At 29.6% G+C, this 14,983-nt stretch carries 18 protein-coding genes and 1 tRNA gene; 2 read left to right on the top strand and 17 right to left on the bottom strand.

The features are described from left to right. Position 1: 1 nt before the first annotated feature. Positions 2-325: a double zinc ribbon domain-containing protein gene (locus HF295_RS06480; RefSeq protein WP_312031360.1), complete on the bottom strand. Its 324-nt coding sequence runs from the start codon at positions 323-325 to the stop codon at positions 2-4. A 117-nt stretch (positions 326-442) separates the two neighbouring features. Between HF295_RS06480 and HF295_RS06475 the strand changes: the two genes are divergently transcribed. Both HF295_RS06475 and HF295_RS06470 read left to right on the top strand, forming a co-directional pair. Then, positions 443-1,453 carry a permease gene (locus tag HF295_RS06475; RefSeq protein ID WP_312031359.1) on the top strand — a complete coding sequence of 337 codons (1,011 nt, stop codon included), beginning with the start codon at positions 443-445 and terminating at the stop codon, positions 1,451-1,453. Positions 1,454-1,464: 11 nt separating this feature from the next. Further along, the gene (locus HF295_RS06470; RefSeq protein ID WP_312031358.1) at positions 1,465-1,701 is read left to right on the top strand and encodes a thioredoxin family protein; all 237 of its coding nucleotides are present in this window, start codon (positions 1,465-1,467) and stop codon (positions 1,699-1,701) included. A 23-nt stretch (positions 1,702-1,724) separates the two neighbouring features. On the opposite strand, the gene HF295_RS06465 is transcribed toward HF295_RS06470, so the two are convergent. The 16 genes from HF295_RS06465 to HF295_RS06390 form a co-directional block, all read right to left on the bottom strand. Next, complete coding sequence (locus HF295_RS06465; protein ID WP_312031357.1) at positions 1,725-2,567, bottom strand: ADP-ribosylglycohydrolase family protein; 843 nt, start codon at positions 2,565-2,567, stop codon at positions 1,725-1,727. 78 nt (positions 2,568-2,645) lie between these two features. Beyond that, complete coding sequence (locus tag HF295_RS06460; protein ID WP_312031356.1) at positions 2,646-3,707, bottom strand: ArsR/SmtB family transcription factor; 1,062 nt, start codon at positions 3,705-3,707, stop codon at positions 2,646-2,648. After that, positions 3,697-5,004, bottom strand: a complete 1,308-nt coding sequence (locus HF295_RS06455) for an MFS transporter (protein ID WP_312031355.1) — start codon at positions 5,002-5,004, stop codon at positions 3,697-3,699. The genes HF295_RS06460 and HF295_RS06455 overlap by 11 nt, the downstream gene beginning before the upstream one ends. Before the next feature lie 270 nt (positions 5,005-5,274). Beyond that, positions 5,275-5,439 (bottom strand): hypothetical protein, encoded by a 165-nt coding sequence (locus HF295_RS06450; protein ID WP_312031354.1) that lies wholly within the window; start codon positions 5,437-5,439, stop codon positions 5,275-5,277. A gap of 178 nt (positions 5,440-5,617) precedes the next feature. After that, a complete protein-coding gene (locus tag HF295_RS06445) occupies positions 5,618-6,085 on the bottom strand; it encodes a flavodoxin domain-containing protein (protein ID WP_312031353.1) in 468 nt (155 codons plus the stop codon). Between the two features lie 3 nt (positions 6,086-6,088). Next, positions 6,089-6,412, bottom strand: coding sequence for an FMN-binding protein (locus tag HF295_RS06440; RefSeq protein ID WP_312031352.1), 324 nt, complete (start codon positions 6,410-6,412; stop codon positions 6,089-6,091). A gap of 62 nt (positions 6,413-6,474) precedes the next feature. Beyond that, on the bottom strand, positions 6,475-7,029 hold the full coding sequence (locus tag HF295_RS06435; RefSeq protein WP_312031351.1) for a TetR/AcrR family transcriptional regulator: 555 nt from the start codon (positions 7,027-7,029) through the stop codon (positions 6,475-6,477). Positions 7,030-7,180: 151 nt separating this feature from the next. Further along, positions 7,181-7,271 (bottom strand) — tRNA-Ser (locus HF295_RS06430). A gap of 57 nt (positions 7,272-7,328) precedes the next feature. Further along, on the bottom strand, positions 7,329-8,027 hold the full coding sequence (locus HF295_RS06425; protein WP_312031350.1) for a hypothetical protein: 699 nt from the start codon (positions 8,025-8,027) through the stop codon (positions 7,329-7,331). Positions 8,028-8,099: 72 nt separating this feature from the next. Beyond that, positions 8,100-10,280, bottom strand: a complete 2,181-nt coding sequence (locus HF295_RS06420) for a Tex family protein (protein WP_312031349.1) — start codon at positions 10,278-10,280, stop codon at positions 8,100-8,102. A gap of 76 nt (positions 10,281-10,356) precedes the next feature. Further along, entirely contained in the window at positions 10,357-10,881 is a 525-nt protein-coding gene (locus HF295_RS06415; RefSeq protein WP_312031348.1) for a hypothetical protein, read from the bottom strand. Positions 10,882-10,938: 57 nt separating this feature from the next. Next, positions 10,939-11,286, bottom strand: a complete 348-nt coding sequence (gene acpS / locus HF295_RS06410) for a holo-ACP synthase (RefSeq protein ID WP_312031347.1) — start codon at positions 11,284-11,286, stop codon at positions 10,939-10,941. Continuing rightward, complete coding sequence (whiA, locus tag HF295_RS06405) at positions 11,279-12,232, bottom strand: DNA-binding protein WhiA (RefSeq protein WP_312031346.1); 954 nt, start codon at positions 12,230-12,232, stop codon at positions 11,279-11,281. The genes acpS and whiA overlap by 8 nt, the downstream gene beginning before the upstream one ends. Positions 12,233-12,253: 21 nt before the next feature. Further along, positions 12,254-13,480: a prolipoprotein diacylglyceryl transferase gene (gene lgt, locus HF295_RS06400; RefSeq protein WP_312031345.1), complete on the bottom strand. Its 1,227-nt coding sequence runs from the start codon at positions 13,478-13,480 to the stop codon at positions 12,254-12,256. Beyond that, positions 13,464-14,408, bottom strand: coding sequence for an HPr(Ser) kinase/phosphatase (hprK, locus tag HF295_RS06395; RefSeq protein ID WP_312031344.1), 945 nt, complete (start codon positions 14,406-14,408; stop codon positions 13,464-13,466). The genes lgt and hprK overlap by 17 nt, the downstream gene beginning before the upstream one ends. Before the next feature lie 4 nt (positions 14,409-14,412). Continuing rightward, positions 14,413-14,976 (bottom strand): hypothetical protein, encoded by a 564-nt coding sequence (locus tag HF295_RS06390; RefSeq protein WP_312031343.1) that lies wholly within the window; start codon positions 14,974-14,976, stop codon positions 14,413-14,415. Positions 14,977-14,983 lie beyond the last annotated feature (7 nt).

Here is a 14,983-nt window from a genome sequence, read left to right as displayed (position 1 = left end):
CTCAGAATTCGTGTCCACATTGACCACACTTCCTAAAGGTTATTGATTCTTTCTTTCCGCTTAATCCACACAACAAACCTAGAGGTCCAAATAACAATAGTCCGCAACAAGCGTTAGACTCATTAAAATCAGAGCCTTCTCTAGTCATCATATAGATATTTGTCGAATCACATTTTGGACAGTGAATATGTTGATTGTCTTGACGTTTCTGATCATCATTGGTAGGATCATCATCAAAGACATTCACATTTAAAGCTTCGCCACAATATTTACAATATTTGCTATGAGAATCATTTTCCCTACCACAATAGATACATCTTTTCATTTATACACCTCTTCATTTTCTCCATTTTACTATGTTAGAAAGAAAAAGACAATATCGCTTTGTAAATACTTGTTCATTTGATATAGTAAAAATAGCGAAATAATGTGAGGTGTTTAAATGAAAGATTTTTTTATCACTATTAATGATATTTTCTTAAAAATGACATGGCTGGAATCTGCAGTCCAATATATACTTAGAGAATGGTTTCAAATAGATGAAAGCACAATGTTATTTTCAAGCTTATCTTTTTTCATATATGATGTTATAAAAATCTTCTTATTATTATCAATATTAATCTACATATCATCTTATATACAAAGTTACTTTACACCCGAAAGAACAAGAAAAATACTATCTAAAATTAAAGGTGTTAAAGCCAATATTGTTGGTGCACTCTTAGGCACACTTACCCCTTTTTGTTCATGTTCTTCTATTCCTATTTTTATTGGCTTTACTAAAGCCGGTTTACCTGTAGGGGTAACTTTCTCATTTCTTATATCTTCTCCGCTTGTTGATTTAGCTTCCGTCATTTTACTTGCTAGTATCTTCAATTGGACCATTGCACTAGCTTATGTAGTTGTTGGTATCATTATCGCAGTTATTGGGGGCACACTGATATCAATTTTTAAGATGGATAAATATGTTGAAGAATTTGTAACAAAAAACAAAGAAAGCATTGATATAGAAAACCCAGAACTCACAAAAAAAGAAAGACGTCTTTATGCTTTTGACCAAGTTAAAGAAATCATTCATAGAGTTTGGATTTATATATTCATAGGTGTTGGTATTGGTGCCATAATACACGGATATATCCCAGAAGAAATAATTTCAAAAGTTCTTGGACAAGAAAACCCGTTCTCTGTATTTATCGCAACAATTATAGGAATCCCAATGTATGCTGATATATTTGGAACCCTACCTATCGCTGAAGCTTTGGTATTAAAAGGCGTTGGTATAGGAACTGTATTAGCCTTTATGATGGCTGTTACAGCATTAAGTCTACCATCTTTAATTCTACTCAAGAAAGTCGTTAAATTTAAACTGCTTCTCACATTTGTGGGTATTGTAACAGCTGGTATTATCATCACAGGTTATTTATTTAATATTTTTGAATATATATTTATATAAGGAGGCAACAAATGGTAATTAAAGTATTAGGTTCAGGATGTAAAAAGTGTCAAAGATTAGAAACAAGAATCAAAGACGTATTAAGAAAAGAAAACATTGAGGCTCAAGTAGAAAAAGTCACAGATATGATGGAAATATCAGCTTATAATGTTTTATCTACTCCAGCCATGGTCATCAATGATAAAGTTGTTTCAAGTGGAAAATTATTAGAAAATGAAGAAATAAGTGCTTTAATCAAAGCAAACTAAAAGGACAAAAATTGTCCTTTTTTTTATAACCATTTTTCAGGTATCCTATAAACTTCAGATAATATCGCTCCCAATAACAAACCCCTATCCGCTGATGCACCACCAATAAGAGCGTTAGCCATTGTTACGTCTTCATAAGAAGAATAGTGATATAAAAGGTGAACAATGACTGGTAAAGCATGTTTATATGGACAAGCCCTTCCAGCGTATTTTTCAATAAATTCATCAGTGTCTTTCACTTCTAATGCTTTTTTAAAAGCAAGTTCAAAATGATTAGGGCATTCAGTAATTGCTTTTTCTAAAGCTTCTTGTAAAGTAAATACTTTCAAGTAGTCGAACAATAAATCAAACATCTTAAAAAATTCTTCGTAGATTGGATCATCACTATAAATTTTTACAAAATCCATGGCATCAGAAAAATCTCTTCCCAAAGCTTTAAATACAATATAAGGAACAAAAGCGACCATTTGTTGGTCATTTATCACTTGTTTATCCATTGAAAGATTTAACTCATCTATTAAACGATTAAAGACTTGTAACTTCCCATATTTTTCAACATAACCCTGATTATATCCACCTGGCTTAAATTGTTTATATAAAATATCATCAAAGTCCTTCGCTGATAAAAGAGGATTATCTTCTAAAGCTTCATAAAGCCACTTTAGTATTTCTCCTTGAACTGAATATTGATTATTTTCATAAACAAAAAACGATGTTTTAGCTTTATCAAATATAGACTTATCTTGTTTCATAAACAATATAGAACGAGTATCTGATAACTTTTTTATATATTCATGATCATAAATCCAATGGACACCTAGTGTTGCATGGTTTGATAATAAGGCTGATTCTATCATTTTATTCATAAGTTCCCCCTTAACTCATTATATAATATTTATCACTAAGAAAAAAATGATATGAAGTATTCACTCCATATCATCATCTCATTCAAAATTTAAATCTTCTTTTAAACCGCTTATAACCTCATTTAGTTTATGATAATCAATTCTATAACCAGCCTTTTTATCTTTATCTCTATTAATACTTATGATTCCTGTCGTTAAAAATTCATTGACATGATAAGAAATTGTTGCGCTTGATACATCTAATTTCTCAGCAATATTTTTTATAGAACTATGTCCATTTGAAATCATTTTTAAAACTTCATAGCGAGTTTTATCACCTAAAGCTTTAAAAATTTTAACCCTTTGACTAAGTTGGTTTTCATTGATTTCACTTACTTTCTTAAATGAAAATTCAGATTTTAATCCCCATACGATTCTGTGGTCTCCCATTAATCTTACAGAATAAGGAAACATAGCTGATACATATAAGTTACAAACTTCGCGATTAGAAAATTCATAATTAATTAAATTTTGAGTTATTTTCTTAAATGATTGAGCAGTATTTTTTGACAACCTAGCAGAAATATCCATCCCAACTTCAATAAGTTCATCCTTAAATTGATTATATGTATTATAAAATAATGGTTCAACTGTTTTCAAGAAAACAATATAATCTTTTAAATATTTCTTTGGATTTTGAACCATCAAAAATAAATTCCATTTATTAGCTGAATCAATCTTTAAGTTATTAATATACTCAGTTGAATTTAATTCATCTACTGATATTTTTTCATCTTCATCATCTTCCATGGTAACCAAAGATTTAATAAGTTTATCTTTAAATTCAGAATCATCTACATCTAAAATACTTTCTAAATATTGATGTTCATCAGTGTATCCTTCGACAGGGAATGCATGTGTCAAAATATTAGGATAGTCATAACTTGAATAAATACTTTTTTGAAAATATTGAGATATTTCTTTTTCATATGGCTTTAATTTTTCATTTAATCTTTCAGCCATTTCTAAATATTGTTCATGAATCACACTTTTCAAGTCATCGTTCTTATTTTCTTCATAATCATACTTGTAAAAATAAAGTCTTGGAAATAACAAATAATCATAAATCCTTGATACATCTTCGTTAAATTTAAATTTCATTGACTAACACACTTCTTTCCACTAAATTTTCTTTAACTTCTTCTTTGTCATAATCATCAATAAGGTGCATTCTCTTGTAAAAGAAAAGAACTGTCCCTAAAATAACCAATCCATTGAGAATAAAAACAAAGCCTGGATTTATAATATCATATAAGTAACCAAAAATCATCTGTCCAATTGGAATTGCTATGGTAGAAAATAATCCTAAAACCGTTGATGTTCTTCCCATAAATTCTAAAGGTACGATTTTTTGAATAAGAGTTCCTACTGAAATATTAACACCAGTCACCAAGATTCCGATGATAAAACAGATCACTAAGACATAAATATAAGACGCTAACCCATCAGCTAAACTTGCTAAACTGGAATGTATACTGAAAGATATTAAGACTATTAATGTCCCCATAATAAAGAAACTTTTCATTAAGACATCCCCAAGTCTCATTGTTTTTAATTTTTTTAATAAGAGTATCGGAGCCAAAATCATTGATGCCGATAATACTGTTTGCAATAAACCCAACCTCATATCTGATTGAACCAATACTTCTTTTAACAAAAAGATAAGTCCTACAGAAAAGAAAGGCGAAATGGAAAAGTTAACAATAACTGCCATGGCCATAATGGTTCTAATAGGTTTTGAATGCTTAACCAATATAATACCTTCAGAAAAATCTTTCTTAAAGCCAGAAACTGATCTAACATTTGATTCACTTTTTGTTTTTGGGACTTTAATGAACATTTCACTAAGAGCCGATAAAAAGAATGATAAAGCATTAATCAAAATGGCAACCAATAAGCCAAAAGCTCCATAGATTAAAGCCCCAAAAACAGGTGCCAAAAGTTGGCCAAAAGATACAAGCATCATTCTTAAAGAATTAGCTTCTAAATATTCATCCTCTTGTACAACAGATGGTATAACCGCTGACATAGAAGAATGAAAGAAAATTTCAGTGATTTCTAACAAAATAACCAATAAGTAGATTAAACCAATGGTTAAATCATTATATAAATAAACATATATACCAAATGCCAGCAATACAAGGGCGTTAGTAATATCTAAAATCACAATTGATTTTTTCTTGTCAAACCAATCTCCAAAAACACCTGCTATGGGTGATAATAAAATCCTAGGTAAAATAGAAATAGCCAACATAGAAGCGAATATTGTCGCCGATCCTGTTAAGGCTAAAACATATAAGGATAAAACAAACTGTTGAATATTACTTCCAATTAAGGAAACAAAATTCCCTATCACCAATAACATATAGTTTTTATTTTTTAGTAATTTCTTATTCATAAAAAGACTCCTTATTTTTTATCTTGATCTTTAAACTGATCCCAATATGTTAACTGTGGTGTATTTAATAAATCAAGCATATAAACAGAATTCCCTTGACGAGTATTATTTTTATTTTTCATCATTTTCCTCCTTTGATTAATTCTTTAATAAACCACAATATATATCACTTATTTATTATTATGGTTCTTAAATTGATCCCAATAAGTTATTTGAGCTGTATTCATAAAATCTAATACATAAACGCTATGTTCTTGATGTGTATTCTTATTATTTTTCATCTCCACTACCTCCTTTATGATTTAAACGATTTACAAGTTTATGTTTCTTGTAATATACTTCATGGATATATTTAATAGTATTTAAGTGAATGGACTTATGCAAAACTTGAAGTTTTTCAAACGTGTCAATCAAACAACATTCATTTTGAATCATAAAATCACTCCTTAATAACACTCTTATCTTCTTAGGCAATTATATTATAAATCGATATCTATCAAATGTCAAGTAGAATATTAGATATTTATCTAATTTTTTTAAACTTTATTAGGTATTGCCCAAAAAAATAGATATAATTAGATAAATATCTAATAAAAAAGAGGATATCTCCTCTTTAAGCTTGTATATAAGAAATAAGTTCCTTAAAAACGTCTTGATGAATCTCTTGTCTTGATTGACTTTCTCCAGTAATCTTTTTGATCATAAATTTCTCTAAAAAATTCAAACGATCAAATCTATATGCCCCACCTAAGTATTTGATGAAGAGATGGTTAATCTCTGATTTAGTAAAATTATTTTCTATAACTTGTTTTTCTTCGTTAAAGTTCATACCGCATAAATACACAGCAGTGGTTTTTGATAATAAGCTATCTTGGTTCTGTTGAATCCATGCTTTAATTTTTTTATGAATCTTTCCTATATATATAGGGCTACCTATAATAATCTTGTCATAAAGTTTTGGGTCTGCTTGTTTTTCATTAATATTTACTAAATCTATTTGACCTAAATCTTCCTTTATAAGTTCAGCCAATGTTTCTGTCATCCCTTTTTTGCTTGCATACACTAATAATATTTTATTCATAACTTATGCCTCCTTCAACGCATCTATGATCGCTAATTTAATACAACGACTGGAAATTGTCGCTCCAGACACATCATCAACTAAAACCGATTGTGAATGGATAATTGATTCTTTTATAGCTTCTGCTTTGTACCCTTGTCCGTATTGATGGTTTTCATATTCAATGCTAATAATTTCATGGTTTTTTACTTCTACATGTACTATTAAACCTATGCCTTCAGAATAGTATTCGCCTTCATATAGACCATCCTCTACTTCTTTTAAATCGACTTCTTCAATCTCGTTATCCAATATCTTATCAGCATTTTGATTGATTTTAATGTACATTGTTAATGCTATTATAGATACAAAACCTATAAAAATACCTAGGAAAATCATTATTCTCTATTTCATTTGATATCACCTATTAATATATTCAATTCTTTTTCAATCATCATTAGTAAATCGTCATATTTTATAGGACTTCTTTTGAAAATAGCGAACATTAATTTTGAGTGGATTGAACTTGAAATCAATTCAAATAATATATCTCTATCTAAAGTGATTTGCCTATCCTTTAAATCCTTTAGTAACTCTCTTAACAATATAGTTACTTTAGGTATAAGCTTATAGGACATACTTTCAACTTCTACTCCAAAATCATTAATAAAAACTATTTTAAAAATAGAGGGATGATTATACATGAATGAAAAATAAGTTTTAGATGCTACAATAATCTTTTTCTTAATATCATTTGTTCCCTTAAGCGCTTGAAGCATTTCTTGGTAAGATTCTTCTAAATAGTCTACAGCAACATAAGTTAACAATGAATCGATGTTTTCAAAGTAATTATACAATGTTGTGTAACTATAACCAGATATTTTAGAAATTTCTCTAGCAGATACAAATTTTAAACCCTTTTCTTTAATGATAGTCTTGGCAGAATCAATAAAAATTTGTTTCATTCTTTCATTTTTTATTGTCGTTTTTTTTACCTCCTATGAACACTGTTAATTATATGAACACTGTTAATATTACATATGATTTTCTTAATGTCAAATATATTTTTTAAAAATAATAAAAAAAGCAACCCTTAAGGATTGCTTAATATTTATATGGCGGAGTAAGAGAGATTCGAACTCTCGCGCCGGTTACCCGACCTACACCCTTAGCAGGGGCGCCTCTTCAGCCTCTTGAGTATTACTCCAATAACAGTCAGCCATATTATATTACTAGATTTTTGACCAACTGTCAACTCTTTTTCTTAACTAATGTAAGTCTCTTCTTGTTTTTCTTCTTCCTCTTGATGTTGATTAGGAAGGTCTTTTTCTTTTTGTATTTCTTCTTTTGGAAGATCTTTTTCGTATTTAACTTGAGCTTCTTTTTCTTTCTTTGTATTTAAAGATTTAGAGAATTTACGGTATTGTCCATAACCACCATATCCATCATAAGCTAAATAAGCTGCACTAGCGATAGATACAAACAAGAACAACCAACCTAAAGTTCCAGCATCAAAGTTATCCCACAAGACTAAGGCTGCCCCTAATGAAATAGCAATGATATGGAAGATGAATTTTGGGACTTCCGTTTTTTCATCAAAAAATGTAGTAGAAACAAAGAATATAATTCCTCTTAAATAGAAGAAAAATGCTAAGAACCATCTAAATAATTTAGACCATGTTTCTGCTTGGTCTGTCTTGACACCCTTAACACCAGCGTAAATCATAACACCACCTAAAACAACGCCAATAAGAATTTCAATTAAATTAATAGTTCTTAATACTTCTTTATCCAATGATTTTAACAAAGGGTAAACCCTAAATAAAGAATATATAGCAATTGTAATACCTGTGACTGTATATACCACATCATCAGATAAGGCCATAAAAATACCAACACCTAATAAAATAGCGGCCACAATCCATTTGATTAACCAACCATAACCATATTTTGCTTTAGCCATAATAAACCTCCTTTAGTTTATATTGCTTCTAATCATATTATATAATATATTTTATTAAAATCAATCAAATAACTAATCTGGTTTGATCATTGATAATTGCAATCTTTTTCGATTAACATCAACTGATAAAACCCATACTTTGACTATATTACCAACACTCACCACATCAAGCGGATGATTTACAAAGTTTTTGCTTAATTTAGATATATGAACTAATCCAGCTTCTTTAATTCCCACATCCACAAATGCGCCAAAATCAACAACGTTTCTTACTGTTCCTTGCATTTCCATACCAGGTCTTAAATCTTCTAAGGATAATAAATCGCTTTTTAATAAAGGTTGTGGATAGTCATCTCTAATATCTCTAGTTGGAGAAGCAAAAGCTTCTAAAATATCTTGAATCAATATCTCATGTTGTTTAAATTTAGTGGCCAATTCTTTGACACTAACTTTATCAACAGCCTCTTTCATCTCTTTAGAACCTATATCTTTAGCTTCTAAAGCTAAATAATCAAGAATATCATTAGCCAAATCATATGACTCTGGATGAATTGGTGTTTTATCTAAAGGATTCTTAGAATTAAAAATTCTTAAGAAACCAATAGCTTGTTCAAAAGTTTTTTCTCCAACATTCTTAACTTTCTTAATTTTCTTACGATCAGTGAATGGCCCATTTTCTTCTCTAAAAGCCACAATGTTTTTAGCAACTTTCTCTGATAAGCCTGACACAAACTGTAATAAAGATTGACTGGCTGTATTTACATTAACCCCTACTTGATTAACGGCTGTACTCACAACAAAAGTTAAGGAATCATTTAGCTTATTTTGTGTAACATCATGTTGATATTGCCCTACACCAATGGATTTAGGGTCAATTTTTACAAGTTCTGAAAGAGGATCTTGAATTCTTCTTGCTATACTCACAGCTGATCTTTCTTCAACTTGAAAATCAGGAAACTCATCTCTAGCTAAAGGACTCGCAGAATAAACAGAAGCCCCTGCTTCGTCAACAATAACATATTTAATACTCAATTGATTTTCTTTTAACAAGTCAACGATAAATTTCTCTGTTTCTCTAGACGCTGTTCCATTTCCAATTGCAATGATATTCACAGGATATTTTTTCAATAAATCTATGACTTTTTTTCTTGCTTCATTTAACTGTTGAGGATGAACCTTAGCCCCTGGATAAGCTTCATGAGGATAAATGACATCTTTGGTTAAGTATTTACCAAATTTGTCGATGATAGCCATTTTACATCCTGTCCTAAAAGCAGGGTCAACCCCTAAAACCATTTGGCCTTTTAAAGGGGGTTGTAGGAGTAAGGATCTTAAATTCTCTGAGAACAAATGAATGGCTTGGTCTTCTGCTTTTTCAGATAAATCAGATCTAATTTCCCTTTCAATTGAACCACTAATTAATCTCTTATAACCATCAACAATGGCTTCATCAATCATTTCATTAAAAATAGATAATCTACCTTGAATTACTTGGGAGTTTAAATATCTAAAAATGTCTTCTGTATCAATATTAATCTTGCAGCTAATCACTTTTTCTTTCTCAGCTCGGTTAATAGCCAATATTCTATGCAACTTAACTTGACTAAGTTTTTCTTCATAATCATAGTAGATTTGATAGGTTTGATATTCATCTTCAGCATTTTTCTTAACAGAAGATGCAATAAAACCATTCTTATATGTATATTCTCTAATCCATTTACGGTAATCAGCATTATCAGATACTTTTTCAGCAATAATATGCTTAGCTCCCTCATATGCTTCTTCTACAGTTAATACTTCTTCATTTAAGTAAGCCTTGGCTATCTGATCTAAATCACCTTCTTTAGGGAAAGTTAACATCAAGTCCGCTAAAGGTTCTAAGCCCTTTTTTATAGCTTCGGTAGCTTTGGTTTTCTTCTTTTCTTTAAAAGGTCTATAAATATCTTCAACATCAACCAATTTATCTGCAGCTAAAATATTAGACCTTAGTTCTTCAGTTAACATTCCTTTTTCATCAATTAATCTAATAATATCTTCTTTACGATCTTGCAAATTTTTACTATACTCATATTCTTTTTGAATGGCTCTTATTTCTTCTTCGTCTAAAGAACCTGTCTTTTCTTTTCGATATCTAGCAATAAAAGGAACTGTATTTCCTTCTTCCAACAAGGCCAATACAGTTTTCACTTGCGAGACTGATATATTTTGATTTTTGGCAACTTCAGCAATCAATTTATCATTTATATATTCCATATAATACCTACTTTCTACCTTAATATTTTAACATATTTTAGAGGTTTTGTTAAAAAAAAGAGCTAATTAATTAGCTCTATTCATTAAATGGTGCATAAGTATCATTTTCAATTGAAATTAAGAATTTATTGATGTTGACTGTGCCAAGAATAACTTCTTCAAGTTCACCATTTGCTACAACAACAATCATAGGTGCTGTAATTGAGTCAATGTCTAAATCATCTAATAAACTTTGTCTTGTATAAGCAGTTTCATCATCTTCTACAGGTCTTTGCTTAAAAGTTTCAGTAGAATATTCAACAAGATATGTCATGTCTTCTTTTCTTAAATCATTTAATACTTTTAATACGTCTTCTTTAATATCTTGACTTGTAGTATTTGTTGAATAAAAATAAACGACATAATCTTCTTGATTTTGACTTAAGACTTGATCATATGTTTCTAAATGATCATATGATGAGTAATCTTTCCAATCAGTTGATTTATCATAGATAAACGCTGCCAATAGTAAAATTGCGACAGCTCCAATAACTCCTAGTGTAATTTTTAATAACATTAATTGCGAATTTTGCTTTTTGTACCCTTTCGTGTATGTTGCCATTTTATCACCTCAGTATTATAATTTTACATAATTTACACTAATAATTCAAGTGTTAATTTACTTTTCTATAGACTCTACAATTGCTTGAGCAATTGCGTATTCTTTTTCGTGGGATATACTAATCCAAATATGCTTATCTTTATAGATAGGTTTAGATACATAAGGTTTATTTTTATCATCATATAGGATCACAATATCTTGCATATAAATGTCTTTTTCTAAAGCTGACAAAGCTTTATAAATTGCTTCTTTGGCAGAAAATCTTCCAGCTAAAAATTCTTTTTTTCTTTGTTCGTGTTTTAAGTCGTTATAAAGCAATATTTCTTCATGAGTTAATATTTTTTTATATAAATCTAAAGACATTCTACTTATTTGACAAATATCTATACCTATACCTTTAATCATGATAAGCCTCTGAAATTTTAATTTTATTGGCTAAGTCTTTAATCGATCTAAATCTGTGGTTTAATGCTGATTTAGAAATTTGTTTATCAAAGTGTTCTAAAGAAGCATAACTTAATTCTAATAAAGAAGATTCTGGGTATTTCTTTCTTAAGAAAATAGCTTCTTTCATTGATTTAGATAATTTCTTCTCTGCATGTTTTTCAACATATTCTATTTGCTTTAACTGTTCATTGGCCGCATCCATCGCTTTTTTTTCATTTGCGATATCACAGTTAATGACACGATTAATGGAATTCTTAAAATCTCTTTTAATTCTAGTATCTTCAAAAACAAACAAAGAATTATTTGCGCCAATCACTCTTAAAAAGTCAGCTATTTTTTCTGCTTCTTTTAAATAAGTTATATAACCTCTCTTATTTTTAGCCACTTTAGCATTCAAATAAAATTCATCAGCTATTTCTTTAATGATTAAAGCGTGTGTTTCTGAATAAGACTGAATCTCTAAATGATACCTGCTTGTATTAGGAGAATTAATCGACCCTGTCGCAAGAAACGCCCCTCTTAAATAAGCTCTCTTACAACATTCTTTTGATATTAAAGAATCATCTACATCAGTAAAGAAAATTGCTTCTTTATTAATTAATGATAAGTCATTCATGATTGAATTAACAGATTCATTTAGTTTTACTATAAATAATTCTTTTGATTTAAACTGATGAACCTTTTTTTGAATTAAAGAGAAGTCCAAATTGTATACTTGTTTATACAAATATACAAAACGTCTTACAACAGTATTGTTTGTTGTTTGAAAAACAATACTAATGCCTTGACTGTTTTTTTCAATAGAACCATTGATATGTAATAATGCTGATAATTCTGCTTTATTACAACAATCTAAATGTTTTAAACTTTGTAATTCGTTTTTTACTTCTTTTGCGAATGACATGATTTCACCAAACTTTCTATGTCATTTTTTAAAATTAAAGGTATGCTTACTATTAGCGTAAGTTTCATCCTTTCTTCTCATTCTAACGTATACTGAAACTGCAATACCTGCTAAAATCATTAAGACTGAAGTAACGATGGCTGATTTTAAACTTAAACCAAAAATTTCAAATGTTAATGGATCTGTTCTCATGGTTTCGATAAAAATTCTAACACCACCATACCAAATTAAATAAAAGGCAAAGATTTCTCCAAAATGAACCTTCTTAACTCTTCTTAAAATCATCATAATTGAAAAACCTAATAAATTTAACATTGATTCATAGAAGAAAGTAGGATGATGGAATCCCACATCATCAATAAATTTACCGCTAGTCATAAACATATTATTAACAATAAACTCAGGTATATGTAAAGTATGTCTTAAAAATTCATACTGTTCTTTAAGTGATAAATTAGCAACACCATCATTCATGCCGCCAACCAAGCCACCATGGGCTTCTTGATTAAAGAAATTACCCCAGCGTCCAAATGCTTGTGCAATAATAAAACCAACAGCGACAACATCTAATAATTTCCAAATATCTAACTTCTTCTTTCTGGTATAGAAATAAGCCAATATAACCGCAGTCACAAAAGCTCCATGAATGGCTAAGCCTTCTAAACCGAAATCAGCAAAAGAAAACTCTCCTGACCTAAAACCTAATATCCTTAATAAGGATGGTCCAAAACTACCATAAACAAAATTATCCCATTCAAAGATTACATACCACAATCTAGCGCCTAATATCGCTAAAGGAACAATCCATAAAAATCCATCCATGAGATCATCTTTTTCCATGCCTATACGAGGCATTTCTCTAAGACCTAGGGTTAAACCAACAATAATGCCTATGACAATAAAGAAAGAGTAAAAAACGATGGTGAATCCACCGACTGATAAAACTCTATTATCCAAACTATAAATAGCTTTAATGGTTGTATCTTCATTAATATCATCAAAGTCTTCTTCAAATACAGACCATCTTAAAAATTTAGTATTTTCCTTTTCATCAGGTTTTGCTGGAGGAATAATTTCACAAGGTGCGCTTTCACATTCAATTGTTTTTATCACTCTACCATCATAGTCAACAAAAGTAACCGTAAAACTTGTATCTTCCGCAGAAATACTATTGTCTTGAATCTTGAATAAAGCAATAGATGTTAATAAAGTAAATGTAAGTAATAATATTTTAATCGTCTTTTTCATTTTCTAACTCCTGATTCTTTTTTATGTGTTGATTAAGTCCTTTATTAAACTCAACCGCAGAATTATACCCCATGTCTTTTGATTTAAAATCTAGGGCAGCAGCTTCTACTAAAGTCGCTGTATTTCTTGCTTCTGTAATCGGTAAAGAAGCATAAGATACATAAGTATCAAATATTTTTCTTTGATCAGCACTCATGCCTAAACGATCGTCTTTATTGTCATCAAAGTTCTTATCTAACTCAACAATAATTGAAATTCGCTTTTTCTCTCGGTAAGAACGCACCCCAAATAAATAAACCACATTGACAACGCCAACACCTCTAATTTCTAAAAACTTCTTCAAAACATCAGGTGCTTCACCAATCAACACGCCTTTTTCAACTTGATAAATCTCAACCATATCATCAGCAACAAGTATGTAACCCCGACGAATAAGTTCAAGTGCTACTTCACTTTTACCTATACCAGATTTACCCGTGATCAAAACACCAACACCGTTAATGTCCATTAGGACACCATGCATGGATGTTCTTTCAGCTAATTCAGCTTGTAAAAAAGCATAAAGTTCACTGAACAAGGAAGTTGTCTTATAAAAACTTTTTAAGATAGGCACTTGATATTGGTTACCTAAATCAATAAAAATTTGTGGAATATCAACATTTTTAGAAAATATAAATGCTGGAGCGTCTTTTTTTAACATAGCTTCTACTCTAGAAGTTTGTTCTTCATGACTTAAAGAATGGAAAAAAGCAGCTTCTTTAGAGCCAATAATTTGAATACGGTCGTTTTCATAAAAATCCAACATTCCCGCCAACTCTAATCCCGGTTTCGCTAAAGAGGCTACGTTAACCTCCCTTTTAATTCCTTTTTGTCCAGCAACTAGTTTTAATTCTAATCCTTCAATAATTCTAGAAATTTTCAATGACATAGATTCACCTTCTATTCAATCGATTGATGAAATTATCTGTTTTCTTATATAAGAATTTAATGATATATCTAAAAAAAGCAAAAGTAATTACAAATAAAATAGGATGATATGCATCAATAAACCATCTAAAGTCAAAAAAGATATAATCTATAATGTAGAAATAAAACATATCTAATAATAAGAATATTGTTCCTACAGAGTATATCACTGTGGCCATATGTTTTTTGAAAAGATAATTTTTATAGACTTCTTCAAATAAGGTTAATCCTAAAATAATTAACATGATTTGTAAATCATTATATGAACCATCAAAGAATAAATGTCCTATGATTTTAGTGATTAAAAAAACTGTAATCACATTAATTAGAAAACTAATAACGATGTTAATATAAGGATTTCTAGAATAAATAGCCGCAAGATTAATTCTTAAGATAGCTGGTCTTCTTTTTTGTTTTTTCTTTTCCTTATTTTGTTCTTTAACTTTCTCAATTAGCTTTTCTAACTGTTCGATTTCTTTACGTATCTCTTCGTTAGTTTTTTTGTCATCATTTTTATTTTTTTCATCCATATTATCA

It is taken from the genome of Hujiaoplasma nucleasis (assembly GCF_013745115.1).
Taxonomy (GTDB): domain Bacteria; phylum Bacillota_I; class Bacilli_A; order Izemoplasmatales; family Hujiaoplasmataceae; genus Hujiaoplasma; species Hujiaoplasma nucleasis.
This window is presented reverse-complemented; position numbering and strand designations above follow the sequence as displayed.

Bases quoted from the DNA above. Each gene is read 5' to 3' on its own strand.
- HF295_RS06440 (WP_312031352.1), bottom strand. From the start codon at position 6,412: ATGTACATTAAAATCAATCAAAATGCTGATAAGATATTGGATAACGAG.
- HF295_RS06455 (WP_312031355.1), bottom strand. From the start codon at position 5,004: ATGAATAAGAAATTACTAAAAAATAAAAACTATATGTTATTGGTGATA.
- HF295_RS06480 (WP_312031360.1), bottom strand. From the start codon at position 325: ATGAAAAGATGTATCTATTGTGGTAGGGAAAATGATTCTCATAGCAAA.
- acpS (WP_312031347.1), bottom strand. From the start codon at position 11,286: ATGATTAAAGGTATAGGTATAGATATTTGTCAAATAAGTAGAATGTCT.
- HF295_RS06415 (WP_312031348.1), bottom strand. From the start codon at position 10,881: ATGGCAACATACACGAAAGGGTACAAAAAGCAAAATTCGCAATTAATG.
- hprK (WP_312031344.1), bottom strand. From the start codon at position 14,408: ATGTCATTGAAAATTTCTAGAATTATTGAAGGATTAGAATTAAAACTA.
- HF295_RS06390 (WP_312031343.1), bottom strand. From the start codon at position 14,976: ATGGATGAAAAAAATAAAAATGATGACAAAAAAACTAACGAAGAGATA.
- HF295_RS06435 (WP_312031351.1), bottom strand. From the start codon at position 7,029: ATGAAACAAATTTTTATTGATTCTGCCAAGACTATCATTAAAGAAAAG.
- whiA (WP_312031346.1), bottom strand. From the start codon at position 12,232: ATGTCATTCGCAAAAGAAGTAAAAAACGAATTACAAAGTTTAAAACAT.
- HF295_RS06425 (WP_312031350.1), bottom strand. From the start codon at position 8,027: ATGGCTAAAGCAAAATATGGTTATGGTTGGTTAATCAAATGGATTGTG.
- HF295_RS06445 (WP_312031353.1), bottom strand. From the start codon at position 6,085: ATGAATAAAATATTATTAGTGTATGCAAGCAAAAAAGGGATGACAGAA.
- HF295_RS06420 (WP_312031349.1), bottom strand. From the start codon at position 10,280: ATGGAATATATAAATGATAAATTGATTGCTGAAGTTGCCAAAAATCAA.
- HF295_RS06475 (WP_312031359.1), top strand. From the start codon at position 443: ATGAAAGATTTTTTTATCACTATTAATGATATTTTCTTAAAAATGACA.
- HF295_RS06460 (WP_312031356.1), bottom strand. From the start codon at position 3,707: ATGAAATTTAAATTTAACGAAGATGTATCAAGGATTTATGATTATTTG.
- HF295_RS06465 (WP_312031357.1), bottom strand. From the start codon at position 2,567: ATGAATAAAATGATAGAATCAGCCTTATTATCAAACCATGCAACACTA.
- HF295_RS06450 (WP_312031354.1), bottom strand. From the start codon at position 5,439: ATGATTCAAAATGAATGTTGTTTGATTGACACGTTTGAAAAACTTCAA.
- lgt (WP_312031345.1), bottom strand. From the start codon at position 13,480: ATGAAAAAGACGATTAAAATATTATTACTTACATTTACTTTATTAACA.
- HF295_RS06470 (WP_312031358.1), top strand. From the start codon at position 1,465: ATGGTAATTAAAGTATTAGGTTCAGGATGTAAAAAGTGTCAAAGATTA.